This is a genomic window from Sphingobacterium sp. InxBP1, from assembly GCF_026191775.1.
GTDB lineage: Bacteria > Bacteroidota > Bacteroidia > Sphingobacteriales > Sphingobacteriaceae > Sphingobacterium > Sphingobacterium thalpophilum.
Map to the genome: position 1 here is coordinate 248,896 of NZ_JAINDX010000042.1, position 23,874 is coordinate 272,769.

21 protein-coding genes, 1 tRNA gene and 1 riboswitch are annotated in these 23,874 nt (G+C 41.7%); of the genes, 8 read left to right on the forward strand and 14 right to left on the reverse strand.

Annotated elements, in window-relative coordinates; translation table 11 throughout:
• Positions 1–97: 97 nt before the first annotated feature.
• The 4 genes from K7A41_RS08755 to K7A41_RS08770 all read right to left on the reverse strand — a co-directional run bounded on the left by K7A41_RS08755 (position 98) and on the right by K7A41_RS08770 (position 5,153).
• A complete protein-coding gene (locus K7A41_RS08755; RefSeq protein ID WP_028068900.1) occupies positions 98–355 on the reverse strand; it encodes a hypothetical protein in 258 nt (85 codons plus the stop codon).
• A 54-nt stretch (positions 356–409) separates the two neighbouring features.
• A complete protein-coding gene (gene icd / locus K7A41_RS08760) occupies positions 410–1,672 on the reverse strand; it encodes an NADP-dependent isocitrate dehydrogenase (protein ID WP_265713418.1) in 1,263 nt (420 codons plus the stop codon).
• Between the two features lie 26 nt (positions 1,673–1,698).
• Positions 1,699–3,822 (reverse strand): cation:proton antiporter, encoded by a 2,124-nt coding sequence (locus K7A41_RS08765; RefSeq protein WP_265713419.1) that lies wholly within the window; start codon positions 3,820–3,822, stop codon positions 1,699–1,701.
• Positions 3,823–3,935: 113 nt separating this feature from the next.
• Positions 3,936–5,153 carry an ABC transporter permease gene (locus tag K7A41_RS08770; protein WP_265713420.1) on the reverse strand — a complete coding sequence of 406 codons (1,218 nt, stop codon included), beginning with the start codon at positions 5,151–5,153 and terminating at the stop codon, positions 3,936–3,938.
• Between the two features lie 144 nt (positions 5,154–5,297).
• On the opposite strand from K7A41_RS08770, the gene fmt reads away from it, so the two are divergent.
• On the forward strand, positions 5,298–6,215 hold the full coding sequence (gene fmt / locus K7A41_RS08775) for a methionyl-tRNA formyltransferase (RefSeq protein WP_265713421.1): 918 nt from the start codon (positions 5,298–5,300) through the stop codon (positions 6,213–6,215).
• Here fmt and K7A41_RS08780 read toward each other — a convergent pair.
• Entirely contained in the window at positions 6,212–6,430 is a 219-nt protein-coding gene (locus tag K7A41_RS08780; RefSeq protein ID WP_028068905.1) for a helix-turn-helix domain-containing protein, read from the reverse strand. The genes fmt and K7A41_RS08780 overlap by 4 nt on opposite strands.
• A 388-nt stretch (positions 6,431–6,818) precedes the next feature.
• Here K7A41_RS08780 and K7A41_RS08785 point away from each other — a divergent pair, with 388 nt between their 5' ends.
• Positions 6,819–7,679: a sigma-70 family RNA polymerase sigma factor gene (locus tag K7A41_RS08785; RefSeq protein ID WP_028068906.1), complete on the forward strand. Its 861-nt coding sequence runs from the start codon at positions 6,819–6,821 to the stop codon at positions 7,677–7,679.
• A 115-nt stretch (positions 7,680–7,794) separates the two neighbouring features.
• On the opposite strand, the gene K7A41_RS08790 is transcribed toward K7A41_RS08785, so the two are convergent.
• Positions 7,795–10,650, reverse strand: a complete 2,856-nt coding sequence (locus K7A41_RS08790; protein WP_265713422.1) for a M16 family metallopeptidase — start codon at positions 10,648–10,650, stop codon at positions 7,795–7,797.
• A gap of 102 nt (positions 10,651–10,752) precedes the next feature.
• On the opposite strand from K7A41_RS08790, the gene xerD reads away from it, so the two are divergent.
• Entirely contained in the window at positions 10,753–11,655 is a 903-nt protein-coding gene (gene xerD / locus K7A41_RS08795) for a site-specific tyrosine recombinase XerD (protein ID WP_265713423.1), read from the forward strand.
• A 176-nt stretch (positions 11,656–11,831) separates the two neighbouring features.
• Positions 11,832–11,903 (forward strand) — tRNA-Arg (locus tag K7A41_RS08800).
• A gap of 36 nt (positions 11,904–11,939) precedes the next feature.
• Here the strand turns inward: K7A41_RS08800 and K7A41_RS08805 are convergent.
• From K7A41_RS08805 to K7A41_RS08815, 3 genes are all read right to left on the reverse strand, one after another.
• On the reverse strand, positions 11,940–13,022 hold the full coding sequence (locus tag K7A41_RS08805) for an acyl-CoA dehydrogenase (protein ID WP_265713424.1): 1,083 nt from the start codon (positions 13,020–13,022) through the stop codon (positions 11,940–11,942).
• A complete protein-coding gene (gene pnuC / locus K7A41_RS08810; RefSeq protein WP_265713425.1) occupies positions 13,012–13,629 on the reverse strand; it encodes a nicotinamide riboside transporter PnuC in 618 nt (205 codons plus the stop codon). Before pnuC ends, K7A41_RS08805 begins: the two co-directional genes overlap by 11 nt.
• 56 nt (positions 13,630–13,685) lie before the next feature.
• A riboswitch (TPP riboswitch) is annotated at positions 13,686–13,828 on the reverse strand.
• 16 nt (positions 13,829–13,844) lie between these two features.
• Positions 13,845–15,344: a malate:quinone oxidoreductase gene (locus tag K7A41_RS08815; protein WP_265713426.1), complete on the reverse strand. Its 1,500-nt coding sequence runs from the start codon at positions 15,342–15,344 to the stop codon at positions 13,845–13,847.
• Positions 15,345–15,672: 328 nt separating this feature from the next.
• Between K7A41_RS08815 and fabG the strand changes: the two genes are divergently transcribed.
• Positions 15,673–16,416: a 3-oxoacyl-[acyl-carrier-protein] reductase gene (fabG, locus tag K7A41_RS08820; RefSeq protein ID WP_265713427.1), complete on the forward strand. Its 744-nt coding sequence runs from the start codon at positions 15,673–15,675 to the stop codon at positions 16,414–16,416.
• Between the two features lie 150 nt (positions 16,417–16,566).
• A complete protein-coding gene (locus K7A41_RS08825; protein ID WP_265713428.1) occupies positions 16,567–17,547 on the forward strand; it encodes an acyl transferase in 981 nt (326 codons plus the stop codon).
• Positions 17,548–17,659: 112 nt separating this feature from the next.
• Here the strand turns inward: K7A41_RS08825 and K7A41_RS08830 are convergent, their stop codons facing one another.
• Positions 17,660–18,529, reverse strand: coding sequence for a neutral zinc metallopeptidase (locus tag K7A41_RS08830; protein ID WP_265713429.1), 870 nt, complete (start codon positions 18,527–18,529; stop codon positions 17,660–17,662).
• Between the two features lie 164 nt (positions 18,530–18,693).
• Between K7A41_RS08830 and K7A41_RS08835 the strand changes: the two genes are divergently transcribed.
• Positions 18,694–19,275 (forward strand): PhnA domain-containing protein, encoded by a 582-nt coding sequence (locus K7A41_RS08835; RefSeq protein ID WP_265713430.1) that lies wholly within the window; start codon positions 18,694–18,696, stop codon positions 19,273–19,275.
• 72 nt (positions 19,276–19,347) lie between these two features.
• On the opposite strand, the gene K7A41_RS08840 is transcribed toward K7A41_RS08835, so the two are convergent.
• Together K7A41_RS08840 and K7A41_RS08845 are read right to left on the reverse strand one after the other, a co-directional pair.
• Complete coding sequence (locus tag K7A41_RS08840) at positions 19,348–20,274, reverse strand: polysaccharide deacetylase family protein (RefSeq protein WP_265713431.1); 927 nt, start codon at positions 20,272–20,274, stop codon at positions 19,348–19,350.
• Positions 20,275–20,611: 337 nt separating this feature from the next.
• On the reverse strand, positions 20,612–21,118 hold the full coding sequence (locus tag K7A41_RS08845) for a hypothetical protein (RefSeq protein ID WP_081817801.1): 507 nt from the start codon (positions 21,116–21,118) through the stop codon (positions 20,612–20,614).
• A gap of 205 nt (positions 21,119–21,323) precedes the next feature.
• Here K7A41_RS08845 and K7A41_RS08850 point away from each other — a divergent pair, with 205 nt between their 5' ends.
• Positions 21,324–21,893 (forward strand): NADPH-dependent FMN reductase, encoded by a 570-nt coding sequence (locus tag K7A41_RS08850; protein WP_265713432.1) that lies wholly within the window; start codon positions 21,324–21,326, stop codon positions 21,891–21,893.
• A 48-nt stretch (positions 21,894–21,941) separates the two neighbouring features.
• Here K7A41_RS08850 and K7A41_RS08855 read toward each other — a convergent pair whose 3' ends face one another.
• Both K7A41_RS08855 and K7A41_RS08860 read right to left on the reverse strand, forming a co-directional pair.
• Entirely contained in the window at positions 21,942–22,802 is an 861-nt protein-coding gene (locus K7A41_RS08855) for an aminotransferase class IV (protein WP_265713433.1), read from the reverse strand.
• A 19-nt stretch (positions 22,803–22,821) separates the two neighbouring features.
• Complete coding sequence (locus K7A41_RS08860; protein WP_028068920.1) at positions 22,822–23,868, reverse strand: RluA family pseudouridine synthase; 1,047 nt, start codon at positions 23,866–23,868, stop codon at positions 22,822–22,824.
• Between the last annotated feature and the right edge of the window lie 6 nt (positions 23,869–23,874).

A 23,874-nucleotide genomic window follows, 5' to 3' on the forward strand; every position in this document is an offset into this window, starting at 1 on the left:
TTTCAACTAATCTGTTTTTTTATTGAAAATTTACAAAATTCTAAATCATTTCAATAAAAAGATTGCACAAACAGTATTATATATGCGGTAAACATGCTTAGAGCAACAGCACTTTCCAGGCCTTATCTATCTGATTATCTTGCAAATATTCTTTCGCTTTCAACTGAAGGTGAATATTACGCGTAGAGAGGTCGCCGATAAAGGCATTTAATAATTCGTAAATTTCAGGCAGCGCGGAGAAGTCATCAACTTCCTGTGGTGAAGGCAGGCACTCAATGTGGCTTAGTTTGATTTTATCATGCTCATCAAAAACAACAGATTCTTTAACGAATGGGGGCAGCTGATCGTAGTTCATAAAAAAGCAGAAATTTTTTCAAATTTCTGCTTAATATTCCAAAAAATGAAATGCTTATATTTTTTCGATAATCCGATCCGCAAATTCGCTGGTTTTGACCAGAGTCGCGTCCTGCATGAGATTATAAAAATCAACTGTTACGGTTTTGGCCAAAATGGTTTCGCCTAATGCCTTTACAATGGTCTGTGCAACTTCTGTCCAGCCAAGGTATTCAAACATCATGACACCACTGAGAATAACGGACGAAGGATTCATAGTGTTGGTGTTGGCAAATCGGGGCGCAGTGCCATGGGTTGCTTCGAACACGGCATGTCCAGTTTTGAAATTAATATTGGCCCCCGGTGCGATGCCGATTCCGCCAACCATAGCAGCCAAGGCATCAGAAATATAGTCCCCATTGAGATTGAGCGTAGCGACCACTGAAAAATCCCGCGGATTGAGCAAGATCTGCTGCAAAAAATTATCCGCGATGATATCCTTGATCAGTATCTTACCGGAAGCTAAGGCTTCGTTTTGCTGTTGATTGGCTGCCTCGTCGCCCTTGTCTGCTTTCGTACGCTCCCATTGGCCCCAAGTGTAGGTCTGATCGGCGAACTCCGACTCCGCAACCTCATACGCCCATATTTTGAATGCACCCTCTGTATATTTCATGATATTACCTTTATGGACAATTGTCACCGATGGTAATTTATGATGTACAGCATGTTCGATTGCCGCTCGAACCAACCGTTTGGATCCCTCCTCTGATACCAATTTGACGCCTACGCCGGTGGTCGTCGAAAAGTTATAGGCAATATTCAATTCGTCATGCAAAAAGTCCTGCAGTTTATTTGACTCAGGACTCCCCGCCTGAAACTCTATCCCAGCGTAAATATCCTCTGTATTTTCACGGAAAATAACCATATCCACATATTCAGGATGTCTAACCGGCGAGGGTACCCCCTCAAACCATTTTGTGGGACGCTGGCACACATACAAATCCAGATCCTTGCGCAATGCAACATTCAGCGAGCGAATACCACCGCCGACAGGTGTTGTCAAAGGACCTTTGATCCCCACCAGATATTCTCTTAAAATATCCAATGTTGCCTGAGGCAGCCACTCCCCCGTTTCATTAAACGCCTTCTCTCCGGCCAGTACTTCTTTCCATGAGACTCTTCGTTGGCCCTGATAGGCTTTCTCTACTGCCTTATCAAAAACACGGACAGCGGCATGCCATAAGTCGGGGCCTATACCATCACCGATAATAAAAGGAATTGTTGGAAAATCCGGAACATGTAAAGTTCCCGTGGCGGACATTGTGATCTTATTTGACATAATCAGCGATTTTAGCGGACAGCAGACTATCCTTTATTAAACATATTTCCTATCTCTTTACTAATCTTCCGGAAGATCGGAGCAGCCTCCACATCCTCATATTCGTCAATATGGGCATTCTCTACCCTACTAGGAAACACCAAAACAAGGTTTTCGTTTGCATAAATACGGTCCAATTTTTTAGCAACACCATCCAGGGAATCCCGGTAAGATACATCGCCGTTCCGTGCCGAAACAAATACAAACATGGCGTCTTCTTGTTTAAAGGCCTTTAGTCCCTGCAGATTATCCCAGTCGTCATAGGGTTTGAACGTGACAGGAACTGAGTTTTTCGTTTCGGTAAGATGCGCATCGATTGCAGTAGCTGAACGTTCATTGACCACAAAAGCAATCGAAACAGATAGTTCCTGCGCCAATTTAATTATTTTTTCAAGCCAATATTCGAAGCCAAACTCGGCCTCACACATGGGCGGCGCAAATACTATAATTGATTTATTTGAAATAAAAGGCTTTTTAAAATGACAAAACATCACATTTGCCGAGGTTCGGTTTAGGATACTCTCAGTTTTCTCGCCGACAAATTTGTCCATAAAATTAGCTGCGCTGGGCCAGCCCAGCACAATACAGTTAGCAGATATTTCCTTAGCCGAACGGGCCACGCCACTGGCGATATTGAGATCGATCGTTGCACTGATATTCACATTCGTTTCGCTACCGGAAGCATAGCGCACCATACTATCCAAATTTTTCCTGGCCTTTGACATATTCAATCGTGCCTGTTCATTATCTTTTACAACAGACACAATATTTACAGGATAGGTGCATTTTTTACTTTTAATATAGGTCGAGAAATCCAGAATAGGTTCCATGTTGTCCATATTCGCTATGGATATTAAGATATTTTCATCCTTTTCCTTCACAACATCGGTATGTTCTTCATCCTGCTCTCCGTCCATCACCACTTTTTTGGATGCATTTCCCGTCACGATCGTCGCCACGATACAGGTCACCAGAATAAGCAAAATCGTCCCATTTAAGACATTTTCGTCGATAATCCCATTTTTGTGTCCGACCATAATCACGGCTAAGGTGGCTGCAGCATGTGCACTGCTGAGGCCAAAGATAAGATTTCGCTGTCCACGGCTATAACGGAACACCTTCTGTGTAAGCCAAGCAGCAACGTACTTGCCGACAATAGCGACAATGGTTAAGGTGCCCGCTATAATCAACGCCTGGGGACCTTTGAGGATCACGCTGACATCCACAATCATCCCCACTGAAATCAAGAAAAAGGGAATAAAAATCGCGTTGCCGATAAATTCGATCCGATTCATCAGTGCAGACGAATGGGGGATTAGTTTATTTAAGGCCAGCCCCGCCACAAAAGCGCCGATGATAGGTTCCAATCCAGCGATCTCGGCCAAAAAAGCAGCAAAGAAGACAACCGAAAGAACAAAAATATAATTCGATGTCTTCTCGCTCCCCAACCGTTCGAAAAACCACTTCGCAATCCGCGGGATTATACCGAACATGATAAAGAGAAAGATGGCGAAAGAGATCGCAAGGGTAATCCAGAATTCGTTACCAATGTTGCCCTGGGACACGCCTGTGATGACCGCTAATATGATCAGGACAGCTGTATCGGTCAATATAGTACCCCCAATAGTAATCGCCACAGCTTCCATTTTGGAGATCCCATAATTATTAACGATCGGATACGAGACCAGGGTGTGGGTCGCAAACATACTCGAAATCAACAAGCTAGGAAGCTCGCTATAGCCCAACAGCCAGTGACAGACGGGATAACCAATACTGATCGGGACGATAAAGGTCAAAAAACCAAACAATAAACTTTTATTTTTGGTTTTTTTAAATTCGTTCATATCCAGTTCCAAACCAGCGATAAACATAATGTAGAGCAAACCTATCGTTGAGAATAGCGTAATCGCCGAATTCTTTTCCAGCCAGTTCAATCCGTGCGGGCCGATAATGACGCCGGAAATAATCAGTCCGATAATCCCAGGCACTTTAATCGGCCTTAAGATAATCGGCGAAAGAAGAATGATAAAAAGTACCAATGAAAAGATAAGTACAGGATTTTGTAACGGCGCTTCAAAAGCGTGGGAAATATGCTCAAAAGTCTTATTCATATGTGCTCGTATGCTATCGGTAAAATTTTCTATTCGTCTTCCTTCGCAGCTGAAAAATAGTTAACAGCATTAAAAATACAATTTTTCCGGAAAAATCAGACGTAAAAGAAGGCTTACTTAAAAGAAATTGCTTTAATCGGACTAATCTTGGTGATCAACATGGACGGAATAAACAGCGATATCATCCCGATAAGTACGACAGAAAGGTTCACCAGAATGACGTCTGACCAGTACAGCTTGACTGCAACGTAAGCGATATAGTAGGTCTGCTGATCAAGTTTAAAAAAATGCGTATAGTCTTGAAAAAAATAAAAGCCCAGGCCAATTAGATTGCCAATAACCAGACCAAGTCCAATTAGGTATAACGCGCTATACATAAATACCTGCCTGATGCCGGCATTATGATACCCCAATGCCTTAAGTATGCCGATCATGGAAGTTCGTTCGAGGATGGTAATCAGCAATGCCGAGATCATATTGATAATAGCGACGACTGTCATAAGAATAAAAATGATCTTCGTGTTCATATCGAGAAGATCCAGCCACTGAAAAATATCAGGCACCTGGTCCTTGATATTGATAGCCTGCATATCAATCGGCAGCATATCCTCGATCTGAGCTGTCGTCCGTTCAAGTTGATTAAAATCGTTGATACGGATTTCATATCCGCCGACTTCGTTATCCTCTAAATTGCTCAATTTGCGGATAATATCCAGTGAACCGATAACGTACACTTTATCAAGTTCTTCAGATCCGGTGTTAAATATCCCTTTGATCACAAACTTCCGTTTGCGAATCGGTTCCTGTACGAAATACATAATAAAATCATCTCCAACTTTTAGCATGAGACGGTCAGCCAAATATTTAGACACGAGGATCTGATTACCCACATTGTCAGCTTTAAAATCCATTGTACTACCATCAACAAGCATATTTTTAATGTGTTGTTGATCGTACAGCGAATCAATTCCTTTCAAAATAACCCCTTCCACCTCATCATTAACGTTGATAATGCCGGCCTTTGTCGCAAAAGAATTGATGGAATACACTTGTGGAATACCCAAAATAGCTTTATTGAGCTGAGGGGTCAGTGATATCGGCGAATTTTCATAAGATTTATTAAGATCGTAACGTAACACCAGCACATCGGCAAAAAAATCACGTTGCTTGCTAATAATCTCTCCTTTAAAGCCACGCAAAACTGCAATGGAAATTACAATAGCCGCAATAGCTAGCGCAATTGCCCCTATGGTTACGCGGACGATTAATTTGGAAAACGTACGTTTGCCAGAAAATGCTATTCTATGTGCTAAAAAATAAGGAAAATTCAAGCTTTCAATATATTTATGTAACTTCGCAAAGTTATAAAAATTTGTTATTTACAGAACTGAAATGACAAATAATTAGCAGCCAGTAAGCTTATAGTCTGCGATGCCGCTGTTGTCATTTCGGGGAAATATAAAATCATTCATCGTATGCGTATCATTTTCATGGGAACTCCCGATTTTGCTGTAGCTTCGCTCGAAGCGCTTATTCAATCTGGTGAGCAAGTAGTTGCTGTCGTCACGGTACCTGACAAACCCGCAGGGCGCGGACAGAAAATCCATGAGTCACCGGTCAAATTGTACGCTTTACAACATCGTATCCCCGTCCTTCAGCCTGTAAAACTGCGGAACGAAGCTTTTCTAACCCAATTGCGGAGCTTTGAAGCAGACCTACAGATAGTCGTTGCCTTTCGAATGCTTCCCGAGGTGGTCTGGAATATGCCGAAATTCGGTACCGTCAACGTACACGCCTCGCTACTACCCCAATACAGAGGAGCTGCTCCGATCAACCATGCGATTATGAACGGTGAGAAAGAATCAGGTGTGACTACCTTTTTGCTACAACATGAAATTGATACCGGCAACGTGCTATTATCAAAAAAAGTGGCCATCCAACAGACCGATACAGCGGGCGACCTGCACGATAAATTGATGGTTGCGGGCGCCGAGACATTGCTCGAAACCATCCGACAACTGAAAGCAGGCACCCTACTGCCAAGGAGACAGGATGAAATGGCCTCGCCGTCACCGCTGAAACATGCTCCAAAAATCTTTAAAGAAGACTGTAAAATAAACTGGAACCAACCAACCAATGTGGTCTATAATTTTATTCGAGGGCTAAGTCCCTATCCTGCCGCTTTTACTTTGCTGAATGATAAGGTATTAAAAATCTACACAACAGAAAAAGAACACATCGTAACAGCTGATGCCCCGGGAACCATTCACACAGATAAAAAAAGTTATCTAAAGTTTGCTACACAAGACGGTTACATCCTAGTGTCGGAACTCCAGCTTGAGGGCAAAAAGAAAATGAATATAACAGATTTTTTAAAGGGGTATAGATTCTAATCCAATTTATCCTCATCATCATACTGCAATAAATCCCCCGGCTGACAATCAAGCGCTTTACAAATCGCCGCCAGTGTATCCAGACGCAATGCCTTTGCTTTTTGATTTTTGATGATGGAAAGATTAGAAAGCGTGATACCTACGCTGTCACTTAATTGGTTAAGTGATACTTTTTTCTCCTTCATGATTTTATCCAGATGAATTATGATTGGCATAGTGTTTTTTTTATTCTTTTACTTTATTCTTGTCACTAAATAAAACAAAAAGATATATGTTTTGTTTTATCATAAAATTATCATTTTAAAATAAATTAGAGGAATGCGGTTTACGTAACATATTTGATATTATGGAATAAAATATTGAGAGCATAAAAAAAATAAAACTTGGTAGCTCTTTAAATATCAAACAGTTGAATATTTACAGCGTCGGATAACGTCGAAAAACGAGATTAAATGGAATAGTTTTTGATAGTATATAAATGGGATACACAAAACCCTAACTCGTTAGATATGAGCGAGTATATAATTCATTTTCCATTAAAAATTCATTTTTTTTTCGTATTTTCGCAAACATTTCTTAGAGAGGAGATATTAATATAAATTAATGAGACAGCTCAAAATTACACAATCTATCACCAATCGTGAGTCGCAGTCTTTGGACAAATACTTACACGAAATTGGTAAAGTAGACTTAATTACAGCAGAAGAAGAAGTAGAATTAGCACAGCGCATCCGCGAAGGTGATCAAGTTGCCTTGGAAAAATTGACTAAAACCAACCTTCGTTTCGTAGTATCAGTAGCAAAACAATATCAAAATCAAGGTTTGACCTTAGGTGATTTAATCAACGAAGGTAACCTGGGCTTAATCAAAGCAGCTAAACGTTTTGACGAAACAAAAGGGTTTAAGTTCATTTCTTATGCCGTTTGGTGGATTCGCCAATCTATTCTTCAGGCAATTGCTGAACAATCACGTATCGTACGTCTGCCTTTGAACCAAGTAGGTTCTTTAAGCAAAATCAGTAAAGCTTTCTCAAAACTAGAACAAGAATACGAACGGGAACCGTCTCCGGAAGAATTGGCAGATATCTTGGAAACTACTGTAGATAAGGTTTCGGACACGTTAAGCAATTCAGGACGTCACGTATCGATGGACGCTCCATTTGTCCAGGGCGAAGAGAACACTCTCCTGGATGTTTTGGAAAACCACGACCCCGATACGGATAGCTCCCTAATTGATGAATCTCTATCAGAGGAAATAAAACGATCATTGGCAACATTGACAGAAAGGGAGCGTGAAATTATCGTTCTTTTCTTTGGCTTAGGTTCTAACCATCAATTATCGTTGGAAGAAATCGGTGAGAAGTTCAATTTGACCCGGGAGCGTGTTCGTCAAATTAAAGACAAAGCTTTACAACGCTTAAGACACACCTCGAGAAGCAAAATCTTAAAATCTTACTTAGGTTAAAAGAAATATTTATTGAAATTTTTGGCAATCCCAATCAGAAATGATTGGGATTTTTTTTTTAAGAAAGACGGCCAGCTATCGCTGGCCGCCTTTTAGCCCAGTAAATCCCAGGCTCTTACTTAGCGTCAGGCAACAAGATAAATTCGAACAGCCGGTCTTTTTTTAGGTATTTTACAGCCAAGTCCTGCACAGACTTCGGCGTCACCTTATTGAGGTTTTCTAGCCGTCTTGTATATCTGTTGAGATCCAAATCATTTTGATAGGAACTCGAAATATAGTTTAACCAGTAACTATTCTCACGTAAGTTCAACTCATTCTGCCGTTTTTGTTCGGCAACAAATTTCTCAATATCCGCTTGATCCGGCCCGTGATCCTGGATTTTCCTGACCTCATCCAAAGCGGAAGCGATCAAAGCATCATTTTTGTCGACCGCCGATCCGAAGCCTATGGAGAACGCATAGCGCGGCTTCGGTAGCTTCGCGAAGCTAGCACGCGCTCCTACCCCATACACCCCGCTTTCTTTTTCCCGAAGCCGTTCCAGCAATTTAATGGTCAATATGCTTTCTAAGGCTTCCATGTTCACATTTTCACCCTCATTATAGCTGTAATCACCATAATAAGCAAGCTGCGTACTCGCTTTTTCTTCTTTGCCTTTATGGACAACTACACGCTCCCCTTTCGTCGGCTCAAGAATGTTTAAATCTTTGTAATTTTCTGCCCGTTTTGTCGCCGGTAAAGAAGCTAGATAAGTTTCAATGAACGGCATTATTTGAGCTTCATCAAACGACCCCACAATCGTAAATACAAAATCTGAAGCATCTGCAAAACGCTCCTTATAAATTGCAAGGGCGCGATCACGGTCAATTTTAGCGATTGTTTCCACAGTAGGATTTTGTCTGCGTACATTGTTGCCGTAAAGTACCGATTTCACTTTATCTGAAAATACATTATTCGGATTGCTGAGCCTATTCTCCAATGCACCTTTCGTTCTGGTCATTGTACTTTGAAAAATATCCTGATCCAATCTCGGTTCTGTGAAATAACCATAAATCAATTCAAAGGCACTTTTCAGACCCTCCTTGTCCGTGCTTCCCGAGATGCCTTCATACCGTTCAGAAATATAGGGTGAGATAGAGATATCTTTTCCTGCCAGATATTTGCTCAGTTCCACGTTGCTCATCTGGCCGACGCCGCTAGCATCAACCAAGGAGGAGGCATTTGACGCAGAAAAATAATCTGCATCAGGATATAAAGACGTTCCCCCAGGGCTATATGCCATGATTTGTATCTCATCATTCTTAAAATCTGTCGGTTTTAAGATCACTTTCACCCCATTGCTCAAGGTCAGCTCTTTGGCATGCACTGCGTCAATCTCTTTTGCAGCCATCAGTCTTCCCCTAACAGGCTCCTTCGAAAGCAACGGAAGTTTTGAGACCTTATCTTCATAAGCTGAAACAACGCCTTCTTCAACTGATTTTACCCATGCTAATACAGTCTGTTCATTCGGCAAACTTGCTTTATCTTTTTCAGGCCCCATAATCAAGATATCCCGGTTTAGATCGGTATAATACTTCTTGAACAAGGCATTCACTTCCTCCAATTTCAATGTGGGTAACAGTTGCTTTGTCAGACGGTAGGCATCTTCGTTACTCAATGCCGGTTGATCATCAATAAAATAATTCAGATAGCGGTTTACATAACTGTCAGACTTTTGTTTGTCGCGTTCGATATAAGCCATCTCATTAGACTTTTTCATGTCCGCTAATGCTCTTTCCAACTCTGTCTGTGTAAAGCCATACTTCTGAATACGTTCGAATTCGGTCAACATAGCTTTGAAGCCTGACTCCAGTTCTCCCGGTTTGGGAACTACCAGGAGAGAGAAGGTATTCAGATTGGCCAAGAAATCGCCAATACTACCACCAGCCTGCATAAAAGGAGGGTTGGGCTGTTGCATCAGCTCCGAAAATCGGCCAGCGACGAGTTGGTTAAAAACGTTTTTAAGCAGCTCATTCCGGTAATCACTTACCGTGGTGACTTTCTCTTTTTCATTTTTGATCAGGATCTGCGCTATGGTATACGGCAGCTCGGGATCTGAAATCGCTAAAAACTGGTTTTTGTTTAAAAGGTCTACCCGATGTGCTTTGCGTGGCAACACCTTTTTGGGCATCGTCATATCCGAAAATAAGGTTTTCACCTTTTGCTCCATTTCTTGGGGATCAATATCCCCCACAACAATCAGTGCCTGTAGATCAGGACGGTACCAATCCTGATGAAACTTTCTGATTTCAGTATGCGGAAATGTTTTTAAAATCTCCTCGGTACCTATCGGCAAACGTCGAGCATACAGCGATCCATTAAGCAAGATCGGAAAATATTGATCTTGAAGGCGCTGCTGTACGCCTCTGCCGCCACGCTTCTCTTCCAGAATGACGCCACGTTCCTTATCGATCTCTTCACCGTCGAGCAAGGCATCCTGTGCCCAGTCACGCATGACCTGAAGACCGTTTTTAAGGAGCTCGGGATCATCTGAGGGAATCGGAAGCTGATAGACAGTCTGGTCAAAGCCGGTGTAGGCATTCAGGTCAGAACCAAAACGCACCCCTGCTTTCTGAAGATAATTAACGAGCTCATTTTTCGGAAAATGCTTTAGTCCGTTGAAATTCATATGTTCTAAAAAATGCGCAAGCCCCAACTGTTTTTCGTTCTCCAGAATAGAACCGGCTTTCATGGCCAGATACATCGTGACGCGGCCTTTTGGTTCAGCATTTTTGCGGATAAAGTATGTAAATCCATTTTTCAATTTACCGGTAACAACTTCGTTGTCAAAGGGCAGCTTCTGGTTTAAAGCCAAACTGTCCTGAGCCAAGATAGCCCGGGCACGGGCGGTCAACGTTGTAGGCATTTTTGCTTCTACGGTATACAACGTAGCAGGCAATAAAAATACTAATGCAAGTGGTTTAATGAATTTCATACAAATGAAGTCTCTATTTTTTGATCAGTCAATTATTTTTTCAAGCTAAAAATATACAATAATCTTCGAAAAGAAGGACAGTTAATTGTAATTTTGTTGCAAATGGAAGTCGACAATTGGAATGTTATTAAAAAAGAATTCGAGCAATTTTTGAAGTTCGAACGAGGTCTGAGCATCAACTCAATAGATGCCTACCTAAATGACGTTTCCAAATTTCAGATCTACTGTGAGGGTAACCACCTTCCTCTTCATCAAGTTGTGCGTAAGGATATTCAAGACTTTCTACATTGGTTACAGGAATTCAACATTTCGCCTTATACACAGTCACGATTGATATCAGGATTAAAAACATTTTTCAGCTTTCTCATCATTGAACACAATCTGGAAAACAATCCGACAGAGCTCGTGCAAGCCCCCCGGTTATCCAGAAAACTACCCAGCGTACTTAGCATTCATGAAATAGATCAGCTGATTGCGGCGATAGATTTATCCACAGTTGAAGGAGAGCGCAATCGGACAATCCTTGAAGTCTTGTATGGTTGCGGACTTCGGGTATCCGAATTGATCAATCTTAAAATATCGAACCTTTTTCTCGATGTCGAATTTGTTAAGGTAGAAGGGAAGGGCAGCAAAGAACGCCTCATCCCGATCGGACAGCAAGCCATCAAACATTTGAAACTTTACCTAGACACGATCAGGCCGCATATCACCATCAAAAGTGGCAACGAAGATATCGTTTTCCTCAATAGAAGAGGTTCGGCCCTGTCAAGAGTCATGATCTTTTTGATCATTAAAGATCTCGCGCAGAAAATAGGACTACAAAAAACAATTAGCCCACATACCTTTCGGCACAGCTTTGCCTCTCATTTGGTAGAAGGCGGAGCTGACCTACGCGCTGTACAGGACATGTTAGGACACGAGAGTATCACGACTACCGAAATATACACCCATATTGATCGGGACTACCTGCATTCGGTCATTACACAGTATCATCCGAGGTCTTAGTCCTGCACAAAACTCAGGAACAAGCGATTAGCTTAATTGTCGGTAACAATATAGACACATCATTTCAAAACGGCGAAATGGAACATAAAAACCCGGCTGCCGATTCCGCTAAAAAAGATAAAATTTATGCCAAAGATTATTTGTAAGATGTAGAAAATAGTATATCTTTGCGACACGTCCCCGTAGTTCAATGGATAGAATTTCAGATTCCGGTTCTGACGATATGAGTTCGAATCTCGTCGGGGACACTTGTCAAAAAAAGACGATCTAATGATCGTCTTTTTTTATGACAGATTTCTCTGCAACAATCTGTGTTGGGATGCCGTAAAAATGTTCCGAAATACAATATTAATTTCGCTGTCGGTAGCTGCTCCTGCAATTCCGCTGTGCGGATATAACTTAATGACATTGGCTAACATAGTATCCACAAAGTTTCTGCTTTCATCGGCTATGCGGTCATACCACGGGCTATTATCCTTTCCGTTGACCAGATTTTCCCAAGAATCAGCTGCTAAGTCAAGTAGGCTGATTTTTCTTTGACTGTAATCCTGTTGTATTCGGTCCAATACGCGAAAAGCCGCTTTGCTTTCAGGACTTTGCCATTTCCCTTCGTTTGATCTTAAGACAAATAATTTATCCATGAGGTCAAGAAACCTACGATACATGCCCATAAAGTTAGCCAGCAAGGTTAATTCAGCAAATGGTATAAAAGGATACTGATAGAGCAGATCGACATGTGTACTTTTTGAGCCATCTATCTGAAAAGAATGATTTTCGGGGACCAACACATCATCTAGCGAAAAAGAATGGGATGCCGTCGCCTCCAGTCCAAATGTATCCCAGTCATAATGGACGAGAACATGATCCCTCGACACAAAGAAAGATTGGGAAATCGGGTTTCCCGCGTTGTCTAGCAGGGGCTTTCCCTGATCGTAAACAAAGGCATTTAAAGTAAAATGAGTCAGGTGTGGTGCGCCAGTGGCATACTTCCAATGTCCTTTTAGCCGATATGCAGATCCTTCCCGAGAAGCAATCCCTGCGATCTGTCCACTTCCTCCCAAGCAGACCTTGTCAGATACAAAAAGATCGGTGGCTACAGCAGGATCAATATATCCGACAAATAGATTTGCGCCCGCACACAAGGTCACCGTCCAAGCCAGTCCTCCATCCCAATATGCCAATTCCTCCAATAACGAAAGCCCTTGGCTTAAGTGAAGCCCCAGCCCGCCCAAGGATGTGGGCACCCACATCTTAAACCATCTGTTACGGTAGATCAAGGCTAGTTGTTCGTCAGATAAAGTCTTTTGCAGAATAGCCTTTCGCTGACAATCCATTAAGCAAGCGATATCTTCAGGGCTAAGTTGCATATATTTTTTCGTCATTTAGTATCTTCCTCCAATTAAAATAACCACCAAAAGCCATTACAAACAAAAACAGCGTTAGCCCCGCATAAAGGAACAATCCTTTATGCAACAATAGGGGAATCGCTACAAGGTTGCTCAGATTCAATAAAAGCCAATTTTCCAGTTTACGCTTCGCCAGTAGCCACATGCCTGCCCAAGCTGTGCAGGACACAATTGAATCCCACAAGGGCACATCGGAGTCTGTCAGATGCACGAGTCCAAAGTAAAACGCCAGAAACCCGCCGATGCAGATAAATCCGACGATCCACCAGTCGCTTTTCGCACACCGGCTTATTGGTACGACTGTTGCACTGCCATATCTCCAATAAAACCACCCATAAATGCTCATGATCAGATAATAAAGATGGAGTAATATTTCAGCGTATAGCTTTGCATGAAATAAAACATAAACAGAAATTATGATTCCGATTAGGCCAAAAATATAGTGGATGGATTTATTCAATCGGGAAAACCAGACCTGTAAAATACCGAAGATCACGGCTAACCATTCTGCGGCTGTAGCCTGTTGTATTTGCTCAGTAAAGGATTCGAAAAAGGAATACTCGGTCATTAAAAAGTGTTTATCTTCTAAATTACTCTAATAAAACACTTAGGAGAGAAAACCAGCTGTTTTCTTGAAATTAGATCCCTACGCCAGCATTATCTGGATCAGGTATATAAAAGCGATTATACAGGGACTACAATCGCTTTTATTGGGTATAATCTCAGCCCAAAATGATTCATCATTTTAAGCACCCCATAAGTATATCTGTTAAAGCGAATTAATTAAGCAATATCAATTAATTTCAAGGCTTTATGTGTACGAATTCGGGTTTCCCGACAAAGTTCAGCGTCGTCGTTTAAAGATTTCCCATGTGAAGGAATCATTTCGCGCAGTTTTTTACGATACTCATCGGATTTTGCCCGGTCTGGAAAACACTTCTTCAACAGGCTGATCATGATAGCTACCGAAGTAGAGGCGCCCGGAGAAGCTCCTAATAATGCCGCGATAGAACCATCTGCACTCGATACCACTTCAGTACCAAATTCCAGAATGCCCCCTTTCTTCTTATCTTTTTTAATTACCTGAACGCGTTGTCCGGCTTTCTCAATGACCCAATCCTCCAATTTGGCGGTAGGCATAAATTGTTTGAGAGATTCCAGTTTATCTTTGGGTGATTTCATCACCTCCGTAATCAAATATTTGGTCAAAGGCAAATTATCGAGTCCTGCAGATAACATTGGCCGTATATTGGAAAGTTTAATGGATGCCGGCAAATCAAAATAAGATCCCTGTTTTAAAAATTTGGTTGAAAAACCAGCATAAGGGCCAAAGAGTAAGGCTTGTTTGCCGTCAATATAGCGGGTATCCAAATGTGGTACTGACATTGGCGGCGCGCCTACCGATGCTTTACCGTATACTTTAGCGTGGTGCGCATTAATAATCTCCTGGTTGGTGCATCGCAACCACTGACCACCAACTGGGAATCCGCCATAACCTTTCGCTTCGGGGATGCCAGATTTTTCGAGCAGCAACAAAGAATGTCCACCGGCACCGATAAACACAAACTTCGCTTTTATCTCCCTCTTCACACCTGTTTTTAGATCCTTCACCTCGACTTCCCAGCGGCCGTCGTCCTCGCGTTCGATATCCACCACCTCATGACTCAAAGAAATCGAGATATTATCTTTTTTTGCAAGGTTGGCAATCAGATCACGCGTGAGCGAACCAAAATTTACGTCCGTTCCTAAATCCATTCGGGTAGCAGCCATCTTTTCATCCGCTGATCTTCCCTCCATCATCAAAGGAATCCATGATTTCAGGGTCTCAGGATCCTCGGTATATTCCATTCCTTTAAATAAATTTTGGGTCGTCAGCGTTTCCCATCTTGTTTTCAGAAACTTGACATCTTTTTCACCAAATACAGCACTCATATGGGGAATGCTCCGGATAAAATTTTCAGGCTGGGGAATGATGCCTTTATCAACCAAGTATGACCAAAACTGTTTCGATACTTCAAATTGTTCGGCAATTTTTACTGCTTTATCAATCTTTACTGAACCATCTTTTTGCTCTGGAGTGTAATTCAATTCGCAGAGGGCGGAGTGACCCGTGCCAGCATTATTCCAAGCGTCAGAACTCTCAGCAGCCACAACATCCAAACGCTCAAGAATTTCAATATTAACGTCTGGGCTTAATTCATTGATCAAAGTACCTAAAGTGGCACTCATGATACCGGCGCCGATGAGAACAACGTCAACTTCTTTATTTGATTTTTTGCTCATGTTTTTGTGATTGATGCAAATTTAATATAGTTTTTGGTAAACGCCCAAGCCTTTTGTCAAAAAACTGTACTTTTTAGAAGCACTTATTCAAAAATACCACTGATTTATTAAAATTATCCTAAGCTAGGCTCAAAGCCTTTGCATTTAATTCTCAAAATAAAGTTCTACGCCGCATGTGCAGCGATAAGGATTGTATGTATCGACATTCCAGACATCAAAGATGAGGACCATGTGCTTGCTTTTTAAATGGTTATTTATCGAAAGATTTTGTGTTATAATATAGTTTTAACATTTTTGCAGAATCGACAAACAACACTATACTCAATATATGAAATTACTTGAAGGAAAAATTGCTTTGGTTACTGGTGCATCAAAAGGAATCGGACGGAAAATTGCTGAGGTGTTTGCGCAACATGGAGCGAATGTTGCTTTCACTTACCTTTCATCCGTAGAGAAAGGACAAGCCTTAGAGACGGAGCTTCAGGCCTATGGCACAAAAGTAGTCGGCTACCGCTCCGATGCTTCTAAATTCGAAGAAGCCGAACAGTTAATCAATGCGATTGTCACTGATTTCGGAAGTCTGGATATCGTTGTCAACAACGCCGGAATCACCAAAGACGGTCTACTCATGCGTATGACCGAAGAGAATTGGGATGACGTTTTAAATGTAAACTTAAAATCTATATTTAATGTTACGAAAGCAGCTTCAAAAATCATGATGAAGAAACGTAGCGGTTCGTTTATCAATATGTCTTCCGTCGTCGGTGTACAGGGAAATGCTGGACAAGCAAACTATGCCGCTTCGAAAGCGGGAATTATTGGGTTTACGAAATCCGTGGCAAAAGAACTGGGTTCACGTAACATTCGTGCAAACGTTGTAGCGCCTGGGTTTATCCGTACTGAAATGACCGACATCCTCGATCCCAAGGTGATCGCTAACTGGGAAGCAGGCATTCCTCTAAAACGTGCCGGCAGTCCCGAAGATGTAGCCAATGCCTGTCTATATCTCGCTTCAGATTTAGCGGCTTACGTAACCGGGCAGGTGCTTCCTGTCGATGGCGGTATGCTATAACAGACATTATATGGCGTCAGGGAGCCTGGCGCCATTTTTATCTATTGAAGAAGCCGGTCTGCAACAACTAGCTCCATAAGATTTTCCTTTTCAACCATATCATCATATCTCTAAATTTTAGCTAATTTTGTGCATCAAAAAACATATGCTATGGGAAACTGGACGAATTTTTTCGGCATTCAAACAGAAGATGACTTCAATCGACATTGTTTAGAAACTTACGAATTCCAGTTGCAGCATTGTCAGGTGTATAGGAATTATGTTGCGTTACTTCGTAAGGAAACGAATAAGCCTCAGCACTATGCAGAAATCCCATTCATGCCGATTGAGTTTTTCAAAACCCAACAGGTCCTCGCTACAGGTATGCAGCCACAGGTGGTATTTAGCAGTTCGGGCACTACAGGAATGGTGACTTCTAAGCATTTCGTTGCAGATGTAAAGCTGTATGAGCATACATTTAGAACAATTTTTGAAGATTTTTACGGGCCGCTAACGGATATAGCTGTCTTGGCGCTTCTGCCCTCCTACCTTGAAAGGAGCGGTTCGTCGCTTATTTATATGGTTGATGATTTGATGAAACAAAGCCGGCAGCCTGAAAGCAACTATTTTCTCTATAATCATCAGGAACTTTACAACACCCTCTTACAACTTAAAAATAAAGGTACCAAAACGATTCTTTTTGGAGTGACTTATGCATTGCTAGATTTTATCGAAAGGTACACCCTCCATTTTCCAGAACTTATTATCATGGAAACCGGTGGTATGAAAGGCAAACGAAAAGAGATGATCAAGCAGGAAATTCACCATCTTCTCGGCGAAGCTTTTGGAGTCAGGGGAATTCATTCGGAATACGGGATGACGGAATTGCTTTCCCAGGGCTACTCCTACGGTAATGGCATTTTCCATCTGCCGAAATGGATGAAAATCCTCATCCGGGACACGAACGACCCTCTGAGCCTACTCGCTTCGGACAAGACAGGTGGAATCAATGTAATTGATCTAGCCAATCGCTTCTCTTGTTCATTCATCGCAACACAAGATTTAGGGAAAAAGTATCCAGACGGTTCATTTGAAATATTAGGACGCTTTGACCAAAGTGATATCCGCGGCTGCAACCTACTCGTCCAATAAGCATCCTATCGATTAGATATTTCGCCGATAGATGGAAGGTTTCAAAACCTTGGATACCTTCCATCTATTGACATTACATTGAATAACTAAAGGACTTTCCTGCGGAATTCAGCTAACGTAAACTTGAGTCTTCAAATGTATTCCCCGCACGCATATCGCCTGAATCATAACCTTTTTTGAACCATTCGCGACGCTGTGCAGAGGTGCCGTGTGTGAACGATTCAGGAACGGCATACCCCTGTGCTTCAGTCTGTAACTTATCATCACCAACAGCTTCGGCTGCTTTCATGCCATCCATAATATCATTGTAGTCTATTTTAATATCCGTAACTTCGTTTAGATAGTGCGCCCATACTCCGGCATAAAAGTCAGCCTGAAGCTCGGTCATGACCGATATTTTATTATTTTCACGCTCGCTTAATTTACCCCGTGCCTGATTGGTCTTGGGTAGCAGCCCGACCAGCTGCTGTATATGATGTCCAACTTCGTGAGCAATTACATAGGCCATTGCAAATTCACCTTTCGCGCCGAACTTCTCGGATAGCTCACGGCTAAAACTGAGGTCAAGATAGATTTTTTGATCTCCAGGGCAATAAAATGGCCCATAAGAAGCTTGTCCCATACCGCAGCCATCGGTTTGGGTACCTCCATCGTAAAAAACCAAGGTCGTTGGCGTATAGTTCGTCTGCATTTGTTCTTTAAAGAGTTTGCCCCAGACGTCCTCAGTACTTTGAAGTACAGTCAGTGAAAATTCGGTGAGTCTTTTTTCTTCGGGATTCAGTTCTCGCGGCTGCCCAGATTGCTCGGTCTGAGGCCCCATATTTTGGGCCTGTTGCAACAATTGCATCGGATCGCCGCCCATCAGAAAACCAATTACAAGCACAATAATTCCACCGATTCCGCCTAGTGCAATTTTTCCACCACCGGACATCCCTCTCCGGTCTTCAAAATTGCCACTTTGTCTACCTCCTTGCCATTTCATGTGATTTGTTAATTAAAGTCAATAATTTTTTCTCTGAATCGAGTACAAATTCGATACCAATATCTTTGCTGGACAGAAATTTGTTTTTTGTCGTCGATTATAACTCAAACGGGGCCAGCTTATATGATTTATTTATTATTTTTGCGGCCTTATAAAAATAAGATATGAAACTTGATGAACAACTATGGGCGAGAGCGGGCGGAAAATGTGAACTGACAGGTGCCGCTACTGAGCTCACGAGCTATACCCTACCTCCAGAGACTCCATCTCAACTGGACAATACGCTGCTGATTTCTGAGCGGCTCGCCAACCAACTCAAAAAAACAGAACAGCTAACCCCAGAAGACTGGAAATTTTTGCCCAATGTGATGTGGTCAGAGCATCCAGCTATACAAATTGTATCCTGGCGTATGTTGAACCGCCTGAAAAACGAAGGCTGGGCATCAGAAGCACTGGATATCCTATATCTTGATGATGAGACCTTAGCTGAAGCTAAAAAAACCGGAGATCACGAAAATGAAGGTTATGTTTCTTTTCATGAGGATAGCATTGGTCAGCGCCTTTTTGAAGGTGACACGGTGGTGCTGACTAAGACCCTTGATGTAAAAGGTTCTTCTCTAAAAGCTAGCTTAGGGACAGTAGTGAAGAATATACGCCTAGTCGCCGATAATATCGAGCAGATCGAAGGAAAAATTGAAGGTCAAACTATTGTTATATTGACCAAATATCTGCGCAAACAGAATTAGTATTTTTTAGCATATATTCATGTACGGGGCTGCACGAATATATGTAAATATTGAGGGATATCGCTGACCGAGTTATTGGGGATAATTACGCATAAATTCAAAGCGGTAATTAGGGTGCTGTTTAAGACTATCGATTAAATCGCACAACAATTTTTGGCCTTTTTTTGTCTGATACATGTTATCATGTGTCAGGAGCACTACATTATTCTTCGTATAGGAAGTTCCCTTGCGGAGCAGGTTTTTCATTCGTGTATAGAGCTGGCTAACGGACAGGTCCGGTTTGCCTGTGACACCGTTAATCTTCCATTCGCAGTCCCAGCCCATAATTTTATAACCATTTTGGTGCAAAAGTTCAGCGGTGGACGCGCCGCTCTTCAAATCGATCTTTTTTCGGCTTCCCACATACCATATATTTCTTCCTGGCAGCCTAACGATTTTATGTGCTAGACCCAGCGACTGTTCTGCCAGCTCAAAATCTTCATAAGCAGCCTGTGCGTCAGAATAAAAGGAACTATACTTATTATGGGCATGCCAATAACTGTGGTTATAACAGTCTACCAATGGATTATTTTTGTAACGCTCCGTATAACCATGTAATTTTTTGCTCATCTTATCATGTTCCCCAATCAGAAATGCGTTTATTTTCACGCCTTTGGCAGTGGCTATGGAATCTAGATACTGACTCCCATTTAAAGGGCCATCGTCAAAGGTCAAGTAAATATATCGTGGAGATACAGAATCCGTCAGCAAAACGGTCGTATCCTTGGTTCCCTTATAGGAAATAGCAGCCTCCATTTTAAGAATTGAATCCTTGTGTAGGGAGTCGGTTCTACGTATTGAATCCTGCACAAGAATCAGGCTATCTCTTCGCTGCTCTACCGAATCATGTAAAAGCTTTTGTACTCTATTATCCGTGGTATTTTGATTACAGGCACATATCCCAAATCCAACGGCTCCTAAACCCATGATCACAACAATTGCTTTTCCTATCTTATTCATTATAAAAATTAACCAAAACATTACAATTCAACATCAAATGCAAATCAACCTCCTTCATGGCCAATTATTGCTGTCGACACCGCAAAATTAAGATAATTTTCATCAATCATCACTTTAAATTCTTTAATTTATCCGTTACATTTATTTTCCACATTTACTAGCACATGAAAAGTCTATGATAAATTAAGCTCTTCCTTTATTGCGCATAAGTCAACTTAAATTTAAATCCATGTTACCTTTCTTGTGCATAAAAAATGCCCCAGAAAGTGTATAACTTTCTGGGGCACCAAAGAATAGATTCCTTTATGTATACGAAAAAATCGTATAAGATCAACTACTAATCCCAATGTCTTCCATGATGATCATGGCCACGTCCATGTCCTCTTCCTTTATCGTGATGTCTTCTGCTTTCCTGCCACGAAGCGTCACGGCGTCCCCGACGATCGTTTGCAAAAGAATAGCCACTGTGGTGGTGTCTATCCCGGATTGCGACCTGTCTACCACGCACATGAGCATACCTGCTTCTGTAGCGGTCATGATGATGCCAAGGGGTACGATCATTGATCACTACTTTATGAACCCGGTAGAAATCATAATGCCGATATCTTCTCGGTAAACGTGTTCTTCTGACCCACCCCCCATTATCATAATAAACATAGCATCTTGCCGGAACATCGTAGTACATGTTGTATTCCGGAATATAATAGTAGCGAACGTAATCGTATCCAACAGGCCCCCAGCTTGGCTGACTGCCTATATTCACGCTAATACTGACCTGTGCCTCAGCTGTACCTGCCGTAAAAAGACCAGCGATGACCATAGCTGTACAAAACAATTTTTTCATAAGTAGCTCCTCCCTTAGTAATGTAATTTCTTCTTTACATTACGACATCAAACTGTATGCAAAAGATTAATGATCAAATGTTAATTTTTGTTAACATTTCCTTAATCTACTCGGCATAAACATGTTAATTCCAAGTTTACAGTAATATCGGGGAAACTTTTTGTGGGATCAAATTGTTCAGCTTCTAAACTATATCGTATATACAATGGCAAATTACAACATAGGAATACTGGTTGGAAGCTTAAGAAAAGACTCCTATAACAAAAGAATCGCACATTTTATACTCGAGCAGCAATCGAATAATTTTCGCTACAGTATCATCGAGATCGGAGATCTACCTTTGTATAATCAGGACTACGACGACCATGGAACTGTTCCTGAAAGTTATATCCGGTTTCGGCAGGAGATTACGCCTATGGATGGTATTCTTTTTATTACACCAGAGTACAATCGCGCCGTCCCCGCGGTACTCAAAAACGCTATAGATGTTGGTTCCAGACCTTACGGAAGAAACAAGTGGGACGGCAAACCCGCAGCGATCATTTCGTCTTCAATAGGAGCATATGGCGGTTTCGGTGCGAATCATCAGCTTAGGCAATCGTTGGTATTTGTCAATCTCCACCCTTTGCAGCAGCCGGAGGCTTATCTCGGGAATATAGAAGAATGTGTAGGTGTAGACGGCAAAATTGGTTTACAGAAAACAAAGGATTTTCTGCTCAGTTTTAAAAATGCCTTTGAACAATGGGTGGATCGCATACAACAAACCAAAGGCTGAGCCTAATAACAGCCTCTGATTTGCTTCTTATCTGATATTCAACAAAAATCAATCCTCACTTGAATCATAATTCCATGTCAGTAATTTGTCCTGTAAAATTCTGGATATCCTGTTGAAGTAGCGCTTTTGCTTGTACCCCATTACCCATTGTACGCCCTGTACTGCATTTGTGCAGAAAATTTCATCTGCCCTTTTCATGATCTCAGGACTTATTTGGGCTTCGATCACTTCAATTCCCTCAGCCTTTGCCATATCCATCACAACACGACGCATTACCCCCTCGATACAGCCTTCAGACAGTGCAGGAGTATAGAGAACCTTTTCGTAATACACAAAAATATTTGACGTCAGGGATTCACAGAGAAAACCTTCCTGATTTAGAATCAATACATCGTCAAAAGCCATTTTTTTCTTATAAATACCCGCTAGTACATAGATCTGCGCATTAAGAGATTTTATCTTGGAAAGATCACTATACGGTTTTTTGAATTCATTGTATAAGCCGACTATCAAGCCCACCTTTTTATCCCTAAGATTAGGTTCTAATCTTTGTACCTGCAAAACATATCCTGGCTTATTTGTGGTCGGACTATATAATCCCCCTCCCGCACGGAACACAATCAACCTGATGCGTACTTGTTGCCCCAGCATATTATTCTTCCGAATAAGCTCTTCCGCTTTCGAACGGATAAAAAATTCATCGAACAGATTGGCATCGTCCAAATGAATTAACTCCATTCCCTGCTGTAGCCGTTCGACATGAAAATTCAGAAAACGGATATCGCCATCTTTGTACAGCATGGTTTCAAACAATCCATCGCCGTAACGAAAACCTCTATTTTCTATACTAAATATTTCCTGTTCTTCCGGCACAATATTGCCGTTAAAATTGATATAGTTTGTCGGCATCTTAACTTATTTTTCTAATTTAATCCTTCTCTATAGCCATCGAATTAGCGGCATAACCGCGCCATTTTTCTAAAGCTAAACGAAAATCTTCGGGATATGGTACTTCAAAATACATATTTTCTTTTGAAGTCGGATGAACGAACCCCAGGACTTGTGCATGGAGGGCCTGACGCGGCAGTAGGGCAAAACAATTGTCGACAAATTGTTTATATTTTGAAAACACAGTCCCCTTCAGTATTTTATCACCCCCGTACATTGCATCATTAAAAAGAGGATGTCCGATGGACTGCATGTGGGTGCGAATCTGGTGTGTACGGCCGGTTTCCAATTGGCACTCAATCAATGTCACATAACCCAGCCTTTCGAGTATCCTGTAATGTGTGACCGACCATCGCCCCTTATCTTCACTATCGTACATCGCCATAATTCGTCTGTCCTTTAAATGGCGGCCAATATAACCGGTAATTGTGCCATCTTCTTTTAGATCGCCCCAGACCAGTGCGATATATTTACGAGTGATGCTATGATCAAAAAATTGCTTGGCTAAAAAAGCCATGGATTTTTCGTTCTTCGCGATTACAAGAAGCCCTGAAGTATCTTTATCTATCCGATGAACCAAACCCGGGCGGTCAGAATTTCCCGGTAACTGAGGTAGCTGCTGTATATGATAAGTCAGCGCATTGACCAATGTACCTGTATAGTTATTATACCCCGGATGTACAACCATTCCGGCCTCTTTGTTGACAATTAAAACGTCGTCATCTTCATATTTAATATCAAGTGGAATATTTTCGGGATAAACTTCATTATCGCGCGGTGGATCCGGCAACACCAAAGTAATCAGGTCACCGGGTCTGACTTTGTAACTGGCTTTGATTTCTTTGCTGTTCACCATGACAGAACCCGCCTCGATAGCATGCTGAATTTTGCTACGTGTAGCATTCTCCACCCTGTTCATCAAATACTTATCAATACGGAGCAGCGCCTGTCCCTTGTCTACCTCAATGCGTAGATGCTCAAATAACTCCTGTTCTTCTTGATCATGCGATCCTATTTGTCCTGTCATCCTGCA